Annotated in this window: 20 protein-coding genes; 2 read left to right on the top strand and 18 right to left on the bottom strand. The window is 61.8% G+C overall.

Annotation, left to right across the window (positions count from 1 at the left end):
• The first annotated feature begins 400 nt into the window (after positions 1-400).
• The gene (locus AC56LH_RS03535; protein WP_183550106.1) at positions 401-739 is read left to right on the top strand and encodes a hypothetical protein; all 339 of its coding nucleotides are present in this window, start codon (positions 401-403) and stop codon (positions 737-739) included.
• Between the two features lie 267 nt (positions 740-1006).
• Here AC56LH_RS03535 and cysM read toward each other — a convergent pair whose 3' ends face one another.
• From cysM to gyrA, 18 genes are all read right to left on the bottom strand, one after another.
• Entirely contained in the window at positions 1007-1909 is a 903-nt protein-coding gene (gene cysM / locus AC56LH_RS03530) for a cysteine synthase CysM (RefSeq protein ID WP_499501472.1), read from the bottom strand.
• 107 nt (positions 1910-2016) lie between these two features.
• Positions 2017-2490 (bottom strand): DUF4124 domain-containing protein, encoded by a 474-nt coding sequence (locus AC56LH_RS03525; RefSeq protein ID WP_499644090.1) that lies wholly within the window; start codon positions 2488-2490, stop codon positions 2017-2019.
• A 15-nt stretch (positions 2491-2505) separates the two neighbouring features.
• Entirely contained in the window at positions 2506-3909 is a 1404-nt protein-coding gene (locus AC56LH_RS03520) for a M20/M25/M40 family metallo-hydrolase (RefSeq protein ID WP_499644088.1), read from the bottom strand.
• Positions 3910-3998: 89 nt separating this feature from the next.
• Positions 3999-4346 carry a ComEA family DNA-binding protein gene (locus AC56LH_RS03515; RefSeq protein ID WP_499644086.1) on the bottom strand — a complete coding sequence of 116 codons (348 nt, stop codon included), beginning with the start codon at positions 4344-4346 and terminating at the stop codon, positions 3999-4001.
• Positions 4347-4458: 112 nt separating this feature from the next.
• Positions 4459-5427: a D-glycero-beta-D-manno-heptose-7-phosphate kinase gene (gene rfaE1 / locus AC56LH_RS03510; protein ID WP_499648377.1), complete on the bottom strand. Its 969-nt coding sequence runs from the start codon at positions 5425-5427 to the stop codon at positions 4459-4461.
• Positions 5428-5465: 38 nt separating this feature from the next.
• The gene (gene lapB / locus AC56LH_RS03505) at positions 5466-6641 is read right to left on the bottom strand and encodes a lipopolysaccharide assembly protein LapB (protein ID WP_499644084.1); all 1176 of its coding nucleotides are present in this window, start codon (positions 6639-6641) and stop codon (positions 5466-5468) included.
• 13 nt (positions 6642-6654) lie between these two features.
• Positions 6655-6978, bottom strand: a complete 324-nt coding sequence (locus tag AC56LH_RS03500; RefSeq protein ID WP_183550089.1) for a LapA family protein — start codon at positions 6976-6978, stop codon at positions 6655-6657.
• Between the two features lie 132 nt (positions 6979-7110).
• Complete coding sequence (locus AC56LH_RS03495) at positions 7111-8865, bottom strand: methyl-accepting chemotaxis protein (protein WP_499644082.1); 1755 nt, start codon at positions 8863-8865, stop codon at positions 7111-7113.
• A 390-nt stretch (positions 8866-9255) separates the two neighbouring features.
• Positions 9256-9561, bottom strand: a complete 306-nt coding sequence (locus tag AC56LH_RS03490; protein ID WP_183550085.1) for an integration host factor subunit beta — start codon at positions 9559-9561, stop codon at positions 9256-9258.
• A gap of 26 nt (positions 9562-9587) precedes the next feature.
• Positions 9588-11294, bottom strand: coding sequence for a 30S ribosomal protein S1 (rpsA, locus tag AC56LH_RS03485; protein ID WP_343024300.1), 1707 nt, complete (start codon positions 11292-11294; stop codon positions 9588-9590).
• Between the two features lie 341 nt (positions 11295-11635).
• Positions 11636-12298: a (d)CMP kinase gene (gene cmk, locus AC56LH_RS03480; RefSeq protein WP_499644080.1), complete on the bottom strand. Its 663-nt coding sequence runs from the start codon at positions 12296-12298 to the stop codon at positions 11636-11638.
• Between the two features lie 18 nt (positions 12299-12316).
• Positions 12317-13648 (bottom strand): 3-phosphoshikimate 1-carboxyvinyltransferase, encoded by a 1332-nt coding sequence (gene aroA / locus AC56LH_RS03475; RefSeq protein ID WP_499644078.1) that lies wholly within the window; start codon positions 13646-13648, stop codon positions 12317-12319.
• On the bottom strand, positions 13645-14547 hold the full coding sequence (locus tag AC56LH_RS03470) for a prephenate dehydrogenase (RefSeq protein WP_499644076.1): 903 nt from the start codon (positions 14545-14547) through the stop codon (positions 13645-13647). The genes aroA and AC56LH_RS03470 overlap by 4 nt, the downstream gene beginning before the upstream one ends.
• Positions 14548-15651, bottom strand: a complete 1104-nt coding sequence (gene hisC / locus AC56LH_RS03465; protein WP_499644074.1) for a histidinol-phosphate transaminase — start codon at positions 15649-15651, stop codon at positions 14548-14550.
• Positions 15652-15672: 21 nt separating this feature from the next.
• The gene (gene pheA, locus AC56LH_RS03460) at positions 15673-16743 is read right to left on the bottom strand and encodes a prephenate dehydratase (protein ID WP_499644072.1); all 1071 of its coding nucleotides are present in this window, start codon (positions 16741-16743) and stop codon (positions 15673-15675) included.
• Positions 16744-16849: 106 nt separating this feature from the next.
• A complete protein-coding gene (gene serC / locus AC56LH_RS03455; protein WP_499644070.1) occupies positions 16850-17935 on the bottom strand; it encodes a 3-phosphoserine/phosphohydroxythreonine transaminase in 1086 nt (361 codons plus the stop codon).
• Between the two features lie 19 nt (positions 17936-17954).
• Positions 17955-18530: a DUF2059 domain-containing protein gene (locus tag AC56LH_RS03450; protein WP_499644069.1), complete on the bottom strand. Its 576-nt coding sequence runs from the start codon at positions 18528-18530 to the stop codon at positions 17955-17957.
• A 115-nt stretch (positions 18531-18645) separates the two neighbouring features.
• On the bottom strand, positions 18646-21261 hold the full coding sequence (gene gyrA, locus AC56LH_RS03445) for a DNA gyrase subunit A (protein ID WP_499644068.1): 2616 nt from the start codon (positions 21259-21261) through the stop codon (positions 18646-18648).
• Positions 21262-21637: 376 nt separating this feature from the next.
• Between gyrA and ompA the strand changes: the two genes are divergently transcribed.
• Positions 21638-22342 (top strand): outer membrane protein OmpA, encoded by a 705-nt coding sequence (gene ompA, locus AC56LH_RS03440; protein ID WP_499644067.1) that lies wholly within the window; start codon positions 21638-21640, stop codon positions 22340-22342.
• The last annotated feature ends 29 nt before the right edge of the window (positions 22343-22371 follow it).

Here is a 22371-nt window from a genome sequence, read left to right as displayed (position 1 = left end):
CATTATTGCTGATCAGCACCCGCTAGCATACCCCCCAGGGGTATGCGAGCGCATCTTGACATTATTCGTACTAAATATATTACGAATGTGGTCATACTCCCCATTTTCTTTCCATTTAATCAGCAATTTCCATACTGTGCGGCATCAAATGCTGGATGCCCGTACACTAATGATTAATCAAAAAACAATAGTTCTTTCACGTGACTATATGAGAGAATTGCATTGAGGCTATTGTTGCAAGTAGACAACGATAACCGAATCGAAAGAAACGATTCCGGCTTGCTCATGAGTATCGGTATCGAAATAGTTGTACAATTGAATAGAAATTTACGAAAGTAAAAACCGGACTCGACGTTGTAGATGTTGATGACTCCGCACTAACCCCTAAGGAATATGAATCATGACTAACCAAGTCGGCATTGATATGAACAGCGATTCGGAAGGCGACGAGCTGCTTCAGTACAACCCGAACCGCCTGCTCGATACGCTGATCGAAAACCTGCGTCTGAAAAACGACGCAGCGCTGTCGCGCGCGCTGGAAGTGGCGCCGCCGGTGATCTCGAAGATCCGTCACCACCGCCTGCCGGTCGGCGCCTCGCTGCTGATCCGCATGCACGAAGTGAGCGACCTGTCGATCCGCGACCTGCGCTACCTGATGGGCGATCGCCGTGCGAAGTTCCGCATCAGCGACAAGCAGTTCAAGCCAAAAGAAGGCGCCGTCCCGGCAATGAAGGACTGAGCAGCGTCGGGCGCTTGAGGGCGCCTGCGTTGTTCGTCGGGCCAGGATTGAACGGGCCGTCCCCATGTGGCACGGCCTGCACCCGTAGTGCATACGCCCGCGCGGGCGTATGAGCCGCCGCATTGGCGGACGACCGAAGGAAATTGGCGCAATGCCGATGGAAAGGTCTAGGCAGTCCAAGGACTGATTTGACAAGGCCGCCTGTGAACCAGGCGGCCTTTTTTATGGCGCCGTCAACCTTGTATCAGCATTGACCGCGCCCTTGCTTCAGGCAGGAAAGACACCCGTGGACAAGTAGCGATCGCCCCGGTCGCAGACGATGAACACGATGGTCGCATTCTCGACAGTCTGCGCGATGCGCAGCGCCACTTCACAGGCGCCGGCGGCCGAGATGCCGCAGAAGATGCCTTCTTCGGCCGCCATGCGGCGCGCCATCTGCTCGGCCGCGGCCTGGCTCACGCTCTCGACCTGGTCGACGCGCGCCTTGTCGTAGATCTTGGGCAGGTAGGCTTCAGGCCACTTGCGAATACCCGGGATCGACGAGCCTTCCTCGGGCTGCGCGCCAATGATGCGCACCGCCTCGTTCTGCTCCTTCAGATAGCGCGACACGCCCATGATGGTGCCGGTGGTGCCCATGGCGCTCACGAAGTGCGTGACGCGCCCTTCAGTGTCGCGCCAGATTTCCGGACCGGTGCTCTCGTAATGCGCGCGTGGATTATCGTCATTGGCGAACTGGTCGAGGATGATGCCCTGGCCGTCCTTCTGCATTTGCTCGGCCATGTCGCGCGCGTATTCCATGCCGCCCGTCTTTGGCGTGAGGATGATCTGCGCACCGTAGGCAGCCATGCTCTGGCGGCGTTCGATCGACAGGTTGTCCGGCATTAACAGGATCATCTTGTAGCCGAGGATTGCCGCAGCCATCGCCAGTGCAATGCCCGTGTTGCCGCTGGTCGCTTCGATCAGCGTATCGCCCGGCTTGATCTGGCCACGCAGTTCAGCGCCGCGCAGCATCGACATGGCAGCCCGGTCTTTCACCGAGCCGGCCGGGTTATTGCCCTCGAGCTTGCCCAGGATGATGTTGTTGCGGGCCGCGCACTCCGCACCCGGCAGGCGCTGCAGTTGCACGAGCGGCGTGTTGCCGATCGTGGATTCGATGGTCTTGTATGCCATTGCGTTCTCTATTCCTTGCGATACCAAAACACCATTTTAATCCGAGACGCACGCGGACGTCGGCGGAGCAGCCGGTCGCGACTGCGAACGGCTGCAGAGAGTGGTGTTCAGCGCGTACCCTGGCGCGTCAGCTGTCCCGGCACGGGATTCGGACTCATGAAGTAACCGCAGATGCGGTTGACATCGATGGCAGGTTCTTTGGCATCCGAAGCGAAGTTGGTGACGCGGCTTCGGCGCACCGCCAGCTTTCTTTTCGCCTGCTCGCATTCGTACGAGTTGGGGTCACCCTGCGGCGGCGCGATTGAGCCGACCGGCTCGGCCGCGGCTGGCTGCAGGCCCCCACGCGCGTCTTCTGCACGCCAGTCCTGCACCGGTGCAGGCCGCGTTGGCTGCGGCGCACGCGTGACGACTGGCGCAAGTGCCTCCATCGTCGTGCGCTGCGCGCTGCGGGCGCAGCCCGAGTCGGAATAGGTCTTGGCCCCGGTCTTCGGATCGACGCATTTGTAGACCTGCGCCGCAGTCGGCAACGCGAATGCGTACCCGCCCACCGCAATGATGCACATGACGATGGACGGTTTCACGCTAGCGATACCGGCTCAGCGCAGCGGCAGTGGATACGTCGCGACGCTGACGTTGCCGTCCTTGTCGACCGCCTGCACGCCAAAGAAGACATTGTCCTTCGACAGGTCGAGCGTGGCTTCCGTCACGTTGCCAACCCACTTGGAACCCTCCCAGTTGGCGCTGGTAGTATCGCGCCAGACGATGCGGTAGCCGGCCAGATCGGGCTCGCTGTTCGCTTTCCAGACCAGTGTCGAATCGTTGGTCAGACCGGCGGTGCGCAGCTTGACCTCTTGCGGTGCGGCAGGCGCCATTGCGAGCGAGGCCATCGCGGCGCCGTTCACGCGCGTGACCTTGGCGATGTAGTCGAAGTCGACGTGGTCGATCGTGTCGCCATACACTTTGCCGTTCTCGGTGCGCAGGTCCTGGTGCTGGTGCGCGAAATCTTCGGCCGGTTCGGTAAAGCGTAGCGCAGCGTAGCCCTGCTCGAGGAACGGCATGTGGTCGCCCCCGCGCAGGTAGCGGTCATGCCGCTGGATCACGCTGACCTTGAAGCCTTTCACGTAGCGCTCGCCCTGCTCTTTCGTGTGGCGCGCAAGTTGGCGCGAGAGCGAATCGTTCTCGCCGCCCGTGGCCACCAGCTGGCGCACGGTCTCGCTCATTTCCTTGGTCGCCGGGATACTCTGGGCAAACAGGCGCACCTGCTTGTTGTCGACCTTGCCATCGTCGCCCTTGGAGCTGCCGATGATGTCGTTGGTGAACATGCCGGCCACGTTCCAGTTCTTTTCACGCGCACCAACGGCCCAGTGGCGGGCGCCGATCAGGCCCTGCTCTTCGGCGGCCACGGCCATGAACACCAGCGTCGCGTCGAACTTGTACTTGGCCATCACGCACGCCAGTTCCATGATCGCGGCGGTGCCCGATGCATCGTCGTTCGCGCCTGGCGCGTCCGAGGTGGCGTCCATCACGTCCGAGGCGCGCGAATCATAGTGACCGCTGACCACGTACATGCGCTCTTTGGAAGCCGCCTGCGTGCCGGGCAGCGTCGCGACGACGTTGACGATCTCGGTCGGCTTGGTGATGCGCGCCGAGACGGGCGCCACGTGGCTGTCGTACGTCACCTGCAATGGCGTGCCGGCGCCGCAGCGCTCGAGCTCGGCCTTGATCCAGCGGCGGGCAGCGCCGATGCCGCGCGTTGGCGACTCGGTCTCGGACATCGTGTGACGCGTGCCGAAGCTGACCAGCTTGCGGATATGGCCTTCGATGCGCTGTTGCGAGACTTCACCGAGAATCTTGCTGATCTGGGCTTGCTGGGCGGTGATGTCGGGTTGTTTCGGTGTGGCGGGTGTGGCGGCAGTAGTCACTGGCGCAGCAGCAGATGCGACGCCTGCAGCAGCCAGCAGGGCTGTCAACAGGGCGGTTGAAACACGGGCGTGAGGCATGACGACCTTTCTGATATTGATGTTCAAGCACGATCTTGAAGAGCTGGAACATCTTGCCACGCGCCCGTGACGCTGTCAGTCAATACATGTCATGTTGCGGTTTTGGCGTCGGCCGGTTTGGCCGCCGACTTGTCGCCTTTGGCGGCGGCAGGTTTGGCGGCGGCGCCTTCCTTGCCCTTGCCGTTGACCACCAGCCCGGACTGACTCAGCTTGGCGGCCTTTTTATCGCCCATGCCCTTGACGCGCGTTTGCAGATCGGCCCAGTCCTTGAACTCGCCCTTGGCGCGCTCGTCGAGGATGGCCTTGGACATGCTCGGCCCCACGCCCTTGACGCCATCGAGCGCAGCAACGTCGGCCTTGTTCACGTCGACCTGGGCAAACGCGATACCGCTCGAGACGGCCAGCGCGGCGAAGGCAAGCATCAGTTTCTTGATCATCGAAATTTCTCCGTTGGTTGAAGACGCTGGACGGCGACGCCGCCCATCGGTCTTTCAACGGATCACCCGGCGCGTCGTTGACGGGCCGGGCTTGAGGCAGATCAAGCGCTACTCAACCGGGGAACAGCTCGTCGCGGGTCACGGTGGCCGTGCCCAGCTTGCCAACGACGATGCCGCCGGCGCGGTTGGCCGTCACCAGCGCTTCGCCCAGTGGCGCGCCGGTGCCGAGCATCGTGGCCAGCGTCGCGATCACCGTATCACCGGCGCCGGACACATCGAACACTTCACGCGCATCGGCGTTCACGTGCAGCACCTCGCTGGCCGTGAACAGGCTCATGCCTTCTTCGGAGCGCGTCAGCAGCAGCGCATCCAGGCCGAGCTCAACGCGCAGCGCCTGCGCTTTTTCGAGCAATTGCGTCTCGCTTTTCCAGCCGCCGACGACGCGCTGCAGTTCGGCGCGGTTGGGCGTCAGGATGCTGGCGCCCTTGTACGGCGTGAAATCGTCGCCTTTCGGGTCGACCAGCACGATCTTGCCGGCGGCGCGCGCCAGCGCAATCATCTCGGCGACATTGACCAGCGCACCCTTGTTGTAATCGGACAGGATGATCACGTCGTACTCGGGCAGCAGCGCCTTGAACTGGCTGAGCTTATCGCGCAGCACGGTCTCGGTGGGGGCATCTTCGAAGTCGATGCGCACCATCTGCTGCTGGCGACCAATGACGCGCAGCTTAATGATGGTCGAGATCGCTTCGTCGCGCTTGAGGTAGCTGTGAATGCCCGCACCCTGCAGCAGGCGCTCGACTTCATCGCCCGCCTCGTCGGCGCCTGCCACGCCCAGCAGGCCCGTGTAGGCGCCCAGCGCGGCGGCATTGCGCGCCACGTTGGCGGCGCCGCCCAGGCGCTCTTCGCGCCGCTCGATGCGCACGACGGGCACCGGCGCCTCTGGCGAGATGCGCGAGACCTCGCCAAACCAGTAGCGGTCGAGCATCACATCGCCCACCACCAGCAGGCGCACGGCGGACAGTTCGGGGGCCGCTTGCTGGCGGTAGTCGTCGGCCACCAGCAGGCGGCTCGGGGTCATGGGCATGGTGCTTTTCATTGAGATCGTTCGATGAACCGTTAGTTCATCACATTGAGTTCTTCGGTGCGGCGTGGCGGGTACGAATCCCAGCGGTTGCAACCCGGACATTGCCAGTAGAACTGGCGCGCCTTGAAACCGCAGTGGCTGCACTGATAGCGCGCCAGCTTCTGCGTGTAGCGCTGCACCAGGTTCTTGACCATTGACAGCTCTTCCCATACATGGGCCGGCGCATCCATGAGACGCGCTTCAAGCAATTTGTCCAGGCCAAGCAGTGTCGGGTTGCGGCGCAGCTCTTCCACCACCAGGCCCTTGGCCGCTTCGACGCCATCGAGTTCGATGACGGCCTTGAACACCACTTCGATCAGGTCGATGGACGAGGCCTCGGCCAGGTACGAGCGCAGCAGATTCACGCCCTCTTGCGGGCGGCCCACCTTGCGGTAGCCATCCATCAGGCGCGCAGCCACCAGGGCCACGTGCGGCACGCTTTGCTGCTCCACGCGGCGCCAGGTCTTGAGGGCTTCTTCCACGTCGCCCTGGGCCAGCAGCGCGTCGCCGCGCAGAATGGTCGCGCGCACGCTGTGACGGTTCGCTTCGAGCGCCTTGTCCAGCAGAAGCATGGCGTCGCTTGGCGCCATGTGCACCAGCGCGTCGGCCGCCAGTTCACAGTAGAACTGGGCAATCTCGATCTGACGCGCGCCGGCGCCGGATGCCTGCAAGTCTTCGGCCGCCTCGATGGCGCGCTTCCATTCTTTTTCGCGCTGATAAATTTCCAGCAGCGAGCGCCGCGCCTGCACCGCATACGGCGTGCCGGCCAGGCCATTGAACGATTCCTCGGCACGGTCCAAGAGGCCCGCCTTCAGGTAGTCGATGCCCAGTTCGTACTGCGCGTGCGCTTTCTCATCACTCGGCAAGTCGGGACGCGCCAGCAGGTTCTGGTGCACGCGGATGGCGCGCTCGGTCTCGCCGCGGCGGCGAAACAGATTGCCCAGCGCGAAGTGCATATCGCTCGATTCAGGGTCGAGTTTGACGATCTCGATGAACGAGTCGATGGCCTTGTCGGGCTGGTCGTTGAGCAGGTGGTTCAGGCCCTTGAAATAGCCGCGTGGCAGCGTGCGCGACTCGGAGACCACCTCGTTGATGTCGACCCGGGCAGCGAGCCAGCCCAGGCCAAAGAAGAAGGGGATGCCAAGCAGCATCCAGAGTTCGAAATCCATGGTGTTCTTGTTGTTAGTGGCGGGGTGCTACTGGTGGAACGGCATCCGGCGGTGGTGGCGTGGTGGCGACCACACCGGTGCCGGCGGCGCTTTGCAGGGCCTGGATGGTGTACTTGTGCTGCCATTTTTCGCGGCGCTGGCGGAACACGGTCGGTGCCAGTGCCAGGATGCCGAAGGCGGCGCCGGCGACAAAAAATGCCAGCAGCATCAGCACGAGAGGCCCGCGCAGTTCATAGTCGAGGAAAAAATGCAGGTCGACCTCTTTCGTGTTCTTCAGCGCGAAGCCGAAGAACAGGATGAACAGGACAAATCCGACAATGGTCGAGACGAATTTCATCAACAGGTTCCGCTGGACAATGGTGTAAGGGCGAAGTGTCGCACATCCACCATCATATTTCAAAACAGCGTGCGACGTCAGGGTTGGCTGCCCCGGGCGTCGCTATCCTGCGGTGCCATCCAGAACAGCGGTTTAGAAACTTTCCCAGCCACCGTCGCCGACGGGCGCAGGGGTCTTCTTTGCCACCGCTGGTTTCACCGGAGCAGAAATCTGCCGGTTGGGCTGCTTTGCCTTGGGCGCTGCAATCACGCGCTCACGCGCATGGGCCGGTGCCGATGCGGATGCGGATGCGGATGCGGAGGAACCCGGGCCATTCGCCGGATTCACCTTGAACACACTGACGATGTTGGCCAGCTTGGCAGCTTGCCCCTGCATCGACTCTGAAGCGGCTGCGGCCTCCTCGACCAGCGCGGCATTTTGCTGGGTGACCTGGTCCATTTGCGTGATTGCTTGATTGATCTGCTCAATGCCGGATGTCTGTTCCTGACTGGCAGAGGAAATCTCTTGCATGATGTCGGTGACGCGTTTGACGCTGTCGACAATGCTGCTCATCGTCAGCCCGGCTTCATTGACCAGCCGGCTACCGGCATCGACCTTGCTCACCGAGTCGCCAATCAGGCTCTTGATGTCCTTGGCAGCGCTCGCGGAACGCTGGGCCAGGATACGCACCTCGGAAGCGACAACCGCAAATCCCCTGCCCTGTTCACCCGCCCGCGCCGCCTCGACCGCCGCATTGAGGGCCAGGATATTGGTCTGGAACGCGATGCTGTCAATCACGCTGATGATGTCAACAATCTTGGTCGCCGAAGCATTGATTTCACTCATCGTGTCCACGACCTGGCCGATCACCGCACCGCCCTTCGAGGCTACCTCCGATGCGTTCGCTGCGAGGCCATTGGCTTGTCGTGCATTGTCGGCATTCTGCTTGACGGTGGACGTCAACTCTTCCATGGAGGACGCCGTCTCTTCCAGCGAACTGGCCTGTTGTTCAGTGCGCGCTGACAAGTCCTGGCTGCCTGCTGCCACTTGCGCCGAGGCGGCAGCGATGGTTTCGGTGCCGCTGCGTACCTCGCTGACGATCGTTGCCAGTCGCTCCTGCATGCTGCGCATCGACGCCATCATGCTGGTGGTGTCGCCCGCAGGCACGATCACCGGCGTGGCCAGGTCACCGTCGGCAATCCGCTGCGCAACCTGGGCCGCATAATCGGGTTCACCGCCAAGCTTGCGCACGAGACTCACGGTGATGAGGGCCGCCGCGGCAACACCGATGAGCGCAGCGAGTACGCCGAGTGCCAGGTTCAATCGATTCGCGTTCTGGTAACTTTGCGCTGTATCTGCAGCCGACTGCTCATTCAGTGCCTGTTCGTATGCGTTGAACTCTTGCAGCGCAGCGATTAACTTCGATTGTGTCGGGACCACTTCTTCCAGCAACATCTTGGTCGTTTCAGCCTGCTGATTTGCAAAACCTAGTTCAGCTGCTTTTTTCATCGGCGCCGCTGCCGCTGCCGCCAAGGTCTTGATATTGGCCAGCATCGCTTTTTCTTCCGGCTTGGTTTCTGCGATCTCGTTGAACATGCGTTCGAGCTCCGCTGACGCCTTGGCGAAGTCCTCGTTCTCTTTTGTGATGAGTTGCATTTCAGGACGCATTTGCACCGGATCGTTCATCAATCCCAGATTACGCACTGCCACTGCCCGCGCATACACCGACTCGGTCATTTCGCTGGCCAATGCAATTTCTGGATTGTTGACATTGACGATCGACGACACGCTGTCGTTCATCCTGGCCATATTGACACTGTTTAAAGCGATGATCAGCGCCAGCATCAACAGAAGCAGCGCGAAGCCCAGTGCCAGCCTGGTGCCGACCTTCATTGTCGAAAAATTCATGATTGTCTATCGTAAGTAAGAGGATGAACTTGGGAGCAAAGGGATGGCGGTGGAGCCTGCTGACTCACAACCTTGCCTGGCGGATCAGCGCGTAGCGCCTTGCCTATGGCTACCACGCATGGTCAGTTGCCCATAAGAATTCTATTCATCTTACGGTTTGGATGGAGCAATTCTGGTTTTAAATATCTTTAAAATAAGTATAAATCGCCGATACGTTGTTTCCTGGAAACTGTTAATTATCTATACGATCATGTTCTTGGATACCCGGTCGCATAGTCAGATAGAAATGGAACATACGCGGGAATCGTGGGCAGTAACGTCCACCACTGAAGATCAAGCCGAAAAAAAACGGCATCCTCACGGATGCCGTTTTTTGGTGCAAGCACTGACTCAATCGTTGATGATCGGTTGCCCGACCATCGCGTCCACCTGCTCGCGCAACTGCTTGCCCGGCTTGAAGTGGGGCACCCGTTTTTCAGGCACCATCACCTTGTCGCCGGACTTCGGATTGCGACCGATGCGCGGTGGACGGCTGTTCAGCGAGAAACTGCCGAAACCACGGATCTCGATGCGTTGGCCAGTCGCCAGGGCGTTGGTCATCGCATCGAGGATGGTCTTGACAGCAAATTCCGCATCCTTTGCCACCAGCTGAGAATAACGCTCAGCCAGTCGGTTGATCAGCTCGGATTTGGTCATCTGCAAGCTCCTCAGGGCTTACCTGATTAGTTCTTGTTATCGAACTTGGCCTTGAGCAGTGCGCCCAGGCTGGTCGTGCCCGAAGCAGCGCTGTTGTCGTTCGACAGCTTGCTCATGGCTTCTTGCGTATCGACATTGTCTTTCGCCTTGATCGACAGCTGAATGCTGCGAGCTTTGCGATCGATGTTGATCACCAGAGCTTCGACGCTGTCGCCGACTTTCAGGTGGGTGCCAGCATCTTCAACGCGGTCACGCGAGATTTCCGAAGCGCGCAGGTAGCCTTCGACTTCTTCGCTCAGCGAGATCACGGCGCCTTTTGGCTCAACCGATTTCACGGTGCCGGTGACCAGCGAACCCTTGTCGTTCATCGACGAGTAGGTGTTGAACGGGTCGCCTTCGAGTTGCTTCACGCCCAGCGAAACACGCTCGCGCTCGACGTCGATGGCCAGAACCACGGCTTCCAGTTCGTCGCCTTTCTTGAAGCGACGCACAGCTTCTTCGCCGGCTTCGGTCCACGACAGGTCCGACAGGTGCACCAGACCATCGATGTTGCCTGGCAGGCCGATGAACACGCCGAAGTCGGTGATCGACTTGATCGAACCCTTGACCTTATCGCCCTTCTTGTGGGTCATGCCGAAGTCGTCCCATGGATTTGCTTTGCACTGCTTCATGCCCAGCGAAATACGGCGGCGCTCTTCGTCGATCTCCAGAACCATGACTTCCACTTCGTCGCCCAGCTGGACAACTTTGTTTGGTGCCACGTTCTTGTTGGTCCAGTCCATTTCGGACACGTGGACCAGACCTTCGATACCCTGCTCGACTTCGACGAACGCGCCGTAGTCGGTGAGGTTCGTGACTTTACCGAACAGGCGGGTGCTTTGTGGGTAACGACGCGACAGACCGGTCCATGGATCGTCGCCCAGCTGCTTGACGCCCAGCGAGACGCGGTTCTTCTCTTGATCGTACTTGAGGACCTTGGCGGTGATCTCTTGGCCAACCGACAGGACTTCGGATGGGTGACGCACACGACGCCATGCCAGATCGGTGATGTGCAGCAGACCATCGATGCCGCCCAGGTCGACGAATGCGCCATAGTCGGTGATGTTCTTGACGATACCGGTAACCACGGTACCTTCTTTCAGCGTTTCCATCAGCTTCTGACGCTCTTCGCCCATCGATGCTTCGATGACAGCGCGGCGCGACAGCACGACGTTGTTACGCTTGCGGTCCAGCTTGATGACCTTGAATTCGAGGGTCTTGCCTTCGAATGGGGTCGTGTCCTTGACTGGACGGGTGTCAACCAGCGAACCCGGCAGGAACGCGCGAATGCCGTTGGTCAGAACGGTCAGGCCGCCCTTGACTTTGCCATTGACGGTACCGGTGACGATCTCGCCCGATTCCATGGCTTTTTCCAGCGCCAGCCACGAAGCCAGACGCTTGGCCTTGTCGCGCGACAGGATGGTATCGCCAAAGCCGTTTTCCAGCGACTCGATGGCCACGGAAACGAAGTCGCCTACTGCGACTTCCAGTTCGCCCTGGTCATTCTTGAATTCTTCGATTGGAATGAACGCTTCCGACTTCAGGCCTGCGTTGACGATCACGAAGTTGTGATCCAGACGCACGACTTCAGCCGAAATGACTTCGCCCGAACGCATGTCTTGACGCGACAGCGATTCCTCGAAGAGGGCGGCAAAGCTTTCCATACCAGTATCTTGGGTAGTTGCAGTAGACATAAAAAAGTTGGTTATTTCATGTGAGCCAGCAGGCCGACGATAATGCGGACTGAACTGGGTTAGGTTAAAACACGCTTGCGATGGCCAATATGCTGTCGCAGGCACCAAAGGACAAGGTCTACGACTGCCACCCTCAACAACGAAGATGCCAACCAGAAGACCACCGTCCCCACCCAGGTGGGGATCCAGATTTACTTGCAAACCACCATGGCGATGACTCAAGCCAATGGTGACGCATCGAACCGGGATTCCCGCCTGCGCGGGAATGACGTTCAGGCGCTGCTGCCTAACGGTTCGGACTGCAACCGGTTGACACCACCGCCACCACGTCATTCAAAGTCTTATTTCTGCGCATACCAGGTCAGGACTTGCTCGACCGCCTGGTCGACCCCCATCGCAGAGGTATCCAGGATATGCGCATCAGCTGCTGCGACCAGGGGAGCGACTGCGCGACCGGTGTCGCGTTCGTCTCTAGCCCGTAAATCCGCCAGCAGGTCGTTCATATTAGCAGAAAAGCCTTTGTCAATCAATTGCTTATACCGGCGTTGCGCGCGCGCCTCAGCACTTGCGGTGAGGAACACCTTGAGCTTGGCGGTGGGAAAGATCACCGTGCCCATATCGCGCCCGTCGGCCACCAGTCCCGGCGCCTGGCGAAAGCCCAGTTGCAGGTCAAACAGCGCCTGGCGCACGCCCGGCAAGGCGGCGATCTTCGACGCCATGTTGCCCACCTCTTCTGCGCGGATCGCGTGGCTTACATCCTCATCCGCCAGGTAGATCACGTCATCCCGGAAGCGCGCCGGCAGCTGCTGGGCGAGTCGGGCAATGCCAGCTTCGTCCGACAGCGGCAGCGCGCCGCGCAGCGCCTGCAGCGCCGTCAGGCGATACAGCGCGCCTGAATCAAGCAGGTGAAAGCCCAGGCGGTCGGCGATGCGGCTGGCCACGGTGCCCTTGCCGGAAGCGGTCGGGCCGTCGATGGTGATGACTGGTACGTTGGAATTGGGCATGGGCTCGGGGCGGGTCAGTTAAAACAGCTCGTTGCGCGCAATGCCCGCAAACGCTTCGAAGTAGTCAGGGAAGGTCTTGGCGACGCACTTCGGATCGTTGATCCGCATGGCGTTGCCGCGCCGCACCTTGCCGTCCAGCGACGCGAGCGAGAAGCACATCGCCATCCGGTGGTCGTCGTAGGTATCGATCGTGGCGGGCTTGAGTTCGTCTGGCGGCGTGATGCGGATGTAGTCCGGCCCCTCCTCCACCTCGGCGCCCACCTTGCGCAGTTCGGTCGCCATCGCGCTCAGGCGATCGGTTTCCTTCACGCGCCAGCTGGCGATATTGCGCAGCGTGCTCGGGCCGTCGGCGTACAGCGCGGCCACCGCGATCGTCATCGCTGCATCCGGGATGTGGTTGAAGTCCGCGTCGATGGCTTTCAGCACGCCATTCGATTGCACCTCGATCCAGTTCTCGCCGCGCGTGACGATGGCGCCCATGCGTTCAAGCGCATCGGCAAAGCGCACGTCGCCCTGGATGCTGTGTTCACCGACGCCTTCAACGCGCACCGGCCCGCCCGCGATCGCGCCGGCGGCCAGGAAGTACGACGCCGACGACGCATCGCCTTCGACGTGGATCGTGCCCGGGCTTTGATAGCGCTGGCCCGGCTGCACGGTGAACGAGGCCCAGCCATTCTGCTCGACCTCGACGCCGAAGCGGCGCATCAGGTTCAGCGTGATCTCGATGTACGGCTTGGAAATCAGCTCGCCCACGACATCGATCGAGACCGGATGCGTGGTTGCCATCAGCGGCGCAGCCATCAAGAGCGCGGTCAGGAACTGGCTCGACACATTGCCGCGCACCGCCATGCGGTTGGCCGTGATATGGCCGCGGCGGATGCGCAGCGGCGGAAAGCCCTGCTCCCCCGTGTACTCGATCTGCGCGCCGACGGCGTTCAGTGCATCGACCAGGTCGCCGATCGGGCGCTCGTGCATGCGCGAGACGCCATGCAGCGTGTAGTCGCCGCCGATCACGGCCAGCGCCGCCGTCAGCGGCCGGATCGCGGTGCCGGCATTGCCCATGAACAGATCGGCCGCAGACTCGGGCAGCACGCCGCCGTTGCCATGCACGATGACCGTGCGCTCGTCGACTTCATCCCAGCGGATGCCCAGCGAGCGCAGCGCGCCCAGCATGACCATCGTGTCGTCCGACGCGAGCATGTCGTGAATGGTGGTCGTGCCCTCGGCCAGCGCGGCCAGCAGCAGCGTGCGGTTCGAGATGCTCTTGGAGCCCGGCAGCCGCACCGTACCCGCCGCGTGCAGCACGGGTTCGAGGTCGATATGCTGCGGATAGTGTTTTTGCTGCGTCATGTGTTTTCCTGAATTGGCGCGCGACCCGAGCCAGCTTCGATGGCGATCTGCCACTCGTGGCGGGCGCGCTGCGCGTTCGCATAAATATCGTGCAATCCGGCCCCGTCGCCGGCGGCGAGCAAGGCCCGCATCGCCGTCAATTGTGCCAGATAGGCATCCAGCTCGGTCAGCAGCGCAGCCTGGTTGGCCAGGCTGATGTCGCGCCACATTTCGGGCGACGAACCGGCGATGCGCGTGAAGTCGCGAAAGCCGCTGGCGGCGTACTGGAACAGCATGTCGGCGTGCGGCTTGCCGGCGAGATCGTCCACCAGCGCGTAAGCCAGCAGATGCGGCAGATGGCTGACGGCGGCAAACACGCGGTCATGGTCCTCGGGCGTCAGTTGGTGGATCACGGCGCCACAGGCGCGCCAGGTGGCAGCGACTCGTTCAACGTCGCCTGGTGCGTTCTCGGGCAGCGGCGTGAGCACGGCCTTCTTGCCCTGGTACAGGCCGGCCAGTGCGGCATCGGGGCCGTTCGCTTCGCTGCCCGCGATCGGGTGGCCGGGCACGAACTGGTGCACGCGCTCGCCGAGTACCGCGCGGGCTGCCGCAACCACGTCGCACTTGGTGCTGCCAGCGTCGGTGACGACCGTGCCGGGCGCCAGGTGCGGCAACAGCGCGGCCAGGATCGGCCCCGTCTGCGCCACCGGCGCGGCCAGCATGACCAGATCGGCGTCGTTCAACGCATCGGCGTAGTCGTCACAGACCCGGTCGATGATGCCAAGGGCCAGCGCCCGGGCCAGTGCCTCGGGATGGCGGCCGATGCCGACCACTTCCCTCACCTGCCCGGCGCGTTTGAGCGCCAGCGCGAACGAACCGCCAATCAGGCCGACGCCGACGATAACGATCTTGTCCAGCATTCAGCCGAGCGCCTTCTTCAATGCCTCGATGAAGGCCGCGTTCTCCTGCGGCAGGCCGATCGAGATGCGCAGCCACTGCGGCAGACCGTAGTTGCCCACCGGGCGCACGATCACGCCCTGCTTGAGCAGCGCCACGTTCACGCGCGCACCGGCGCCATCGTCGTCGCCGACCCGTACCAGCACGAAGTTGCCGAACGACGGCACGTACTCGAGCCCCAGCTCCTCAAAGGCAGCGATCATCTGGCGATAGCCATCGGCGTTGTTGCGCGCGCCCTGCTCCAGGAACGGCGTGTCGTTCAGCGCCGCCACTGCAGCGGCCTGCGCCAGCGAGTTGACGTTGAACGGCTGGCGGATGCGGTTCATCAGGTCCGTGACGGCGGGCTGCGCGATGGCAAAGCCCACGCGCAGGCCGGCCAGGCCATAGGCCTTCGAGAACGTGCGCGACACGATCAGGTTCGGGTAGGTGCGCACCCAGGCGCTCGACTCGAACTGGTCTTCCGGCGCCAGGTACTCGTTGTACGCTTCGTCCAGCACGACGATCACGTGCGCCGGCACTTTTTGCAGGAACGCTTCGATCTGCGCAGCCGGAATGAAGGTACCGGTCGGGTTGTTCGGGTTGGCGACATACACGAGGCGCGTATCGGCATCGATGGCAGCCGCCATCGCATCGAGGTCGTGACCGTAGTCGACGGCCGGCACCACGATCGCGCGGCCACCGACGCCTTGCGTGGCCAGCGCATACACGGCGAACGAATACTGCGAATACACGACCGCTTCGCCTTTTTGCACGAAGGCGTGGGCTGCGATCTCGAGGATGTCGTTGCTGCCGTTGCCGAGCGTGATCCAGTCGAGCGGCACGTCGTAGCGTTTGGCCAGCGCGGTTTTCAGCTCGAAGCCGTTGGCGTCCGGGTAGCGACCCAGGTCTGCTGCTGCTTCGAGCATCGCGGCGCGGCTCGACGCCGGGATGCCGAACGGGTTTTCGTTCGAGGCCAGCTTGACGATGTTCGCTTCGTCGAGACCATATTCGCGGGCCACTTCGGCGATCGGTTTGCCGGCCTGGTAAGGGGCGATGGCGCGGACGTATTCTGGACCAAATGTCGACATGAAAATCTCTCTTGTAATCGTTTAAAGGCTTTGCGGGTACGACCCCAGCACCTTGAAGAAGGCGGCGTTGTCCTTGAGTTCTTCGAGCGCGCGCGCAACGGCGGCGTCGTGCACATGGCCCTCGATGTCGACATAGAAGTAATACTCCCAAGTGCCGATGCGCGCCGGGCGCGATTCGAAACGCGTCATCGACACGCCGTGCTTTTCAAGAGGCGCGAGCAGGTTGTAGACGGCGCCGGCCTTGTTCGGCACGGCCAGCACGATGCCGGTGCGGTCCTTGCCCGACGGGCCGGTCTGCAACTGGCCGATCACGACGAAGCGCGTGCGGTTGTGCGGGTCGTCCTGGATGTGGGCCTGCACGACGCCCAGGCGATACTGCTCGCCCGCCATCTCGCTGGCGATCGCGGCGACCGTCGGATCCTTGCTGGCCAGCACGGCCGCCTCGGCGTTCGACGCGACCGCGCGGCGCTCGATGTTCGGGTAATGCTGGTTCAGCCACACCTGGCATTGTGCCAGCGCCTGCGAATGCGCGCAGACGACGGTTACGCCATCCATCGTGCCGGTCTTGGTCATCAGGCTGTGGTGGACCGCGATCGAGACTTCGCCGCTGATGATCGTGGTCGTTGCCAGCAGCAGGTCCAGGGTGCGGTTGATGGCGCCCTCGGACGAATTCTCGACCGGGACCACGCCAAAGTCGGCGGTACCGGCCTCGGTCGCGCGAAACACCTCATCGATCGACACGCACGGCAGCGCATCGATGGCCGTGCCGAACTGCTGGAACACCGCCTGCTCGCTGAAGGTGCCGGTGGGGCCGAGAAACGCGACCGTGACGCGCTTTTCAAGGGCGCGGCAGGACGACATGATCTCGCGGAAGATGGTCTGGACGTCGCTGTTTTTGAGCGGGCCGGGATTGCGCTCGGCCACGCCGCGCAGCACCTGTGCTTCGCGTTCCGGGCGAAACACCGGGGCGTTGGTTTCGGCCTTCACGTGGCCGACGGCCTGTGCGACCTGGCCGCGCTCGCTCAACAGCTGGAGGATTTGTGCGTCGATCGCATCGATGCGTTCGCGCAGGGGGGTGAGTTTGTCTGTCATCGTTATGCTGGTTGGTCGATGTTGTTTGCGTTCGGACGCATCAGCGGCGCATTGGACGCGTGGACGGGATACCCGCCCACCCTACGTCGTGCTCAACCGCGACGGCTTACCGTCCTGCAAACGTGTTCAAATAATCGACGAGGGCCTGTACGCCCTCGATTGGCATCGCGTTGTAGATGGATGCCCGCATGCCGCCGACGGACTTGTGGCCCTTCAGTTGCAACAGCCCGCGCGCTTTCGCGCCGGCCAGGAATTGCTCGTTCAGTGATTCGTCGCGCAGATAGAACGGAATGTTCATGCGCGAACGGTAGGCCGGATCCACGCGGTTGGCGTAGAAATCATCGGCGTCGAGCGCGGCATACAGCAGGCGCGCTTTTTCGATATTGATTGCTTCCATCGCCGCCACGCCGCCGCGCTGCTTGAGCCATGCGAACACCAGGCCCGCGATATAGATCGCATAGGTGGGCGGCGTGTTGTACAGCGAATCGTGCTCGGCGCAGGTCTTCCAGTGGAAGGCCGACGGGCACTGGGGCGAGGCAAAGTCGAGCAGGTCATCCCGCACGATCACGAGCGTCAGGCCCGCCGGGCCGATGTTCTTTTGCGCGCCGGCGAAGATCACGCCATATTTAGAAATGTCGATCTGGCGCGACAGGATGTGCGACGACATGTCGGCCACGATCGGCAGATCGGCCGGCACGTCGGGCGCATCAGGGTATTCGACGCCGTCGATCGTTTCGTTGGTGCAGATGTGCAGATACGATGCGTTGTCGCTCAGGCGCCAGGTGTCGCGCGCCGGCACGCGGGTGAAGTGCTCTGGTTCGCTCGATGCCGCGATGTTCACGCGCGCAAAGCGCGCTGCTTCCTTGCTGGACTTGCCCGACCAGGTACCGGTGTGAACGAAGTCGATCACCGGATCGGGCCGGCGCCCGGCCAGGTTGAGCGGCACGATGGCGTTCTGCCCAAGCCCCCCGCCCTGCTGGAACAGGATCCTGTAATTGGCCGGCACGTTCAGCAGCTCGCGCAGATCAATCATCGCCTGGCGGTGGATACTGGAAAATTCGGGACCACGATGGCTCATCTCCATCACCGACATGCCGCTGCCATGCCAGTCGAGCATGTCGTGCGCGGCCTGTTGGAGCACGGCTTTCGGCAGTACGGCGGGGCCGGCCGAGAAATTGAAGATCTGGGTCATGCGGTCCTTTCGTGGAGGGTTATTTGCCTTGCGCGCTCTGCATGACTTCCTGCATCACGCCATTCAGGCGCGGCGCGACGATGCGCTGGCCGATCGCCATGCTTTCGGCGGACAGGCGCGGGCTCAGGGCCATCATCTTGCGGCCTAGCGGCGTGCGGTAGAACGCGGTGAGTTCCTTCAGTTCGGCGACCGTGTAGTTCCTGGTGTACAGCGGCGCGATTTCGACCAGCATTTCATCGATCAGCGCCGGATCCTTGAACAGGCGGTTGATGGCTTGCGACGCTACGGGCAAGACCTGCTCGACCTTGGCCAGTGCGGCCTTCTTTTTCTCGGCATCGGCGCCCGGATCGGCGTTGATCACGGCTGTCATCTGCGCGCGCATCATCTGCGGCAGCGCCTTTTCCATTTCGGCGAACGACGCGGCCATCATCTTGCGCACGTCCATCGCGTCGAGCAGTTCCTTGACGGCGGCGTTGGCTTGCGGGCTGACGGCAGTGCCCGTGGCCACCGGGGCCGGCGCAGTCTGCGCCACGGCAAACGACGGCGCAGCAGCGACAGCGGCAACAATGGTCAGGGAACGAAGAAGGTGTTTCATCAGGAGTCCATGCGGGTGGCAGAGCCCGGCGACTTGGGACAATGGCCGGCCTGCCGGGCCGGCCATTCGAGGTAGCAGCGACAGGGACGACAGCACGCCCCTGCCTGGTACGATATTACTCCGGCGCCGGCTCGAACTCGACTTCTTCGAGATCGGTTTCGACGATGCGCTGCAGGCCCGACAGCTTGGTGCCGTCTTCCACGGCGATGAGGGTCACGCCTTGCGTTGCGCGGCCCATCTCGCGGATTTCAGCCACGCGGGTGCGGATCAGCACACCGCCCGTCGTGATCAGCATGATCTCGTCGCTTGGCTCGACCAGGGTCGCGGCCACCACCTTGCCGTTACGCTCGGACGTCTGGATCGCGATCATGCCCTTCGTGCCGCGGCCATGGCGGGTGTACTCCGTGATCGGGGTACGCTTGCCGAAGCCGTTCTCGGTGGCGGTCAAGACGGTTTGCTGCTCGTTCTCGGCCACCAGGAGCGCGATGACTTCCTGGCCTTCTTCGAGGTTCATGCCGCGCACGCCGCGCGCCGTACGGCCCATCGGGCGCACGTCGTTCTCGTCGAAGCGCACGGCCTTGCCGGCGTCGGAGAACAGCATCACGTCGTGCTTGCCGTCGGTGAGCGCCGCGCCAACCAGCACATCGCCCTCATCCAGGTCGACCGCGATGATGCCGGCCTTGCGTGGATTGGAGAAGTCGCGCAGCGGCGTCTTCTTGACCGTGCCCAGCGAGGTGGACATGAAGACGTAATGGTCTTCAGGGAAGGTGCGGTTCTCGCCCTGCAGCGGCAGCACGACGGTGATCTTTTCGTTGTCCTGCAGCGGGAACATGTTGACGATCGGCTTGCCGCGCGAGTTGCGCGAGCCTTGCGGCACTTCCCAGACCTTGAGCCAGTACATGCGGCCACGATTGCTGAAGCACAGGATGTAGTCGTGCGTGTTGGCGATGAAGAGCTGGTCGATCCAGTCGTCTTCTTTCGTTGCCATCGCCTGCTTGCCACGGCCACCGCGCTTTTGCGCGCGGTATTCGGACACCGGCTGCGACTTCATGTAGCCCGAGTGCGACAGCGTCACGACCATGTCCTGCGGCGTGATCAGGTCTTCGGTTTCGAGGTCGCTGGCATTGTGCTCGATGGCCGAACGGCGTGCATCCTTGCCGTTGTCGGCGTACTCGGATTTGATCGCCGTCATTTCGTCGACGATGATCGTGGTGACGCGCTCGGGCTTGGACAGGATGTCGAGCAGGTCGGCGATGTGGGTCATCACTTCCTTGTACTCATTGACGATCTTGTCCTGCTCCAGGCCCGTCAGGCGCTGCAGACGCATCTGCAGAATCTCTTGCGCCTGCTCGTCCGACAGCTTGTACAGGCCGTCTGGCTGCATGCCGTAATGCTTTGGCAGGTGCTCGGGACGGAAGGCTTCGATGCCGCCGGCCGCGCCGGTTTCGGTGCGGTTGAGCATTTCGCGCACGAGGGACGAATCCCAGGCTTGCTGCATCAGCTCGACCTTGGCGACCGGTGGTGATGGCGCCGCCTTGATGATCGCGATGAAATCATCGATATTGGCCAGCGCGACAGCCAGGCCTTCGAGCATGTGGCCGCGGTCGCGCGCCTTGCGCAGTTCGAACACGGTACGGCGCGTGACGACTTCGCGGCGGTGCGACAGGAAGCACTCGAGCATCTGCTTGAGATTCAGCAGTTTCGGCTGGCCATTGACCAGCGCCACCATATTCATGCCGAACGTGTCTTGCAGCTGAGTCTGCTTGTACAGGTTGTTCAGCACGACTTCGGGAACTTCGCCGCGCTTGAGCTCGATCACGACGCGCATGCCCGACTTGTCGGACTCGTCGCGGATGTCGGAAATGCCCTCAAGCTTCTTGTCGCGCACGTTTTCGGCGATGCGCTCGAGCAGCGATTTCTTGTTCACCTGGTACGGCAGCTCATCGATGATGATTGCCGTGCGGGTGCCGTCGCGGCCGACTTCTTCGAAGTGGGTCTTGGCGCGCATCACGACGCGGCCACGGCCGGTGCGATAACCGTCGCGCACGCCCGAGACGCCATAGATGATGCCGGCGGTCGGGAAGTCCGGCGCCGGGATCAGCTCGATCAGCTCGTCAATGGTGCAGTCCGGGTTGTGCAGCACGTGCATCGCGCCGGCAATCACTTCGGACAGGTTATGCGGCGGAATATTGGTGGCCATGCCGACCGCAATGCCCGACGAACCATTGATCAACAGGTTCGGGATGCGGGTTGGCAGGACGGTCGGCTCTTTCTCTTTGCCGTCGTAGTTCGGCTGGAAGTCGACCGTGTCCTTGTCGATGTCGGCCAGGATTTCGCCGGCAATCTTGTCCAGGCGGCACTCGGTGTAACGCATCGCCGCGGCGCTGTCGCCGTCGATGGAACCGAAGTTGCCCTGGCCATCGACCAGCGTGTAGCGCAGCGAGAAGTCTTGCGCCATGCGCACGAGCGTGTCGTAGATCGACGAGTCGCCGTGCGGGTGGAACTTGCCCATCGTGTCGCCGACGACGCGCGCGCACTTCAGGTAAGGCCGGTTCCACACGTTGTTCATTTCGTGCATCGCGTACAGGACGCGGCGGTGCACCGGCTTCAGGCCGTCCCGGACGTCCGGCAGTGCGCGGCCCACGATCACGCTCATCGCGTAATCGAGGTAGCTCTTGCGCATCTCTTCTTCGAGGGAAATCGGGACTGTTTCTTTTGCGAATTGATCCATTGGCGTGTCGACTGCTTTCAGGCGAAAGTTATAAGTTACAGCGGGCGATTCTACCACGCGCGACATGCCAGTTGCTCAATTCCGGGCCATGCCTTTTTCTCAAGGAAAATCGCGCCGGGCATTCCCAAAAGTTCCAGTATTGTCGTCACCAGGGACGCATGCTTGCATAAATGTTGCGCTTAAACAACGTCAAGCAACAAATGCTCGCTGTTTGATTTGGGTGCAGTCGTACGATTTTGGTGCGTGTGGCAGAATGGCCAGGAAGTCAATTGCTTGTTTCACAATACGAAACGGACAGAGCAGCTAACATGTTATTTTATTATCACCACATGGAGACTGTCTGAATCGACACGGAATTTACCGAAAGGAAAAGAATATGAAAAAAATGATCACTGTTCTGTTCGCAGCAACGGCCGCTATCGCGGGCGTCGCTTCTGCCCAAAGCGCTCCACCTTACGCGCCGCTGACCACTGACCTGCAAGCGCGCACTCCTTACAGCGCGTATGTGCAGGACAGCCGCGGCGTGATCGCACGCAATCCTTTCGGTCTGTGCTGGCGTACCGGCTACTGGACCCCGGCTGATGCAGTCCCGGGTTGCGACGCGCCACTGTGCGTCGAGCCAGAAAAGCTTGAAAACGGCAAGTGCGTCGCGCCACCAGAGCCAGTCGCACCACCACCTGCGCCTGCCCCGGTGCCAGAAGCAGCACCAGTGCCAACCTCGGAAAAAGTCAGCTACTCGGCCGACGCGTTCTTCGATTTCGACAAGGCCATCCTGAAGCCAGCCGGCAAGGCATCGTTGGACGAGTTGAGCGGCAAGCTGGGCGACATGAACCTGGAAGTCATCATCGCTGTCGGTCACACTGACTCGGTCGGTACCGATGCCTACAACCAGAAACTGTCGATCCGCCGCGCAGAAGCTGTCAAGGCTTACCTGAAGGGCAAGGGCATCGAAGAAACCCGCATCTACACCGAAGGCAAAGGCGAGAGCCAGCCTAAGGCCGACAACGCCACTGCCGAAGGCCGCGCACAGAATCGCCGCGTGGAAATCGAAGTGGTCGGCACCCGCGGCGCCGCCAAGTAATCCAGCTGCACCGGGCCCTCAGCGGCCCC

This window comes from Telluria sp. LT1R51-2 (genome assembly GCF_059685775.1).
Note: the sequence above shows the minus strand (reverse complement) of the source record. Positions and strands in the feature narration are given on the sequence as shown.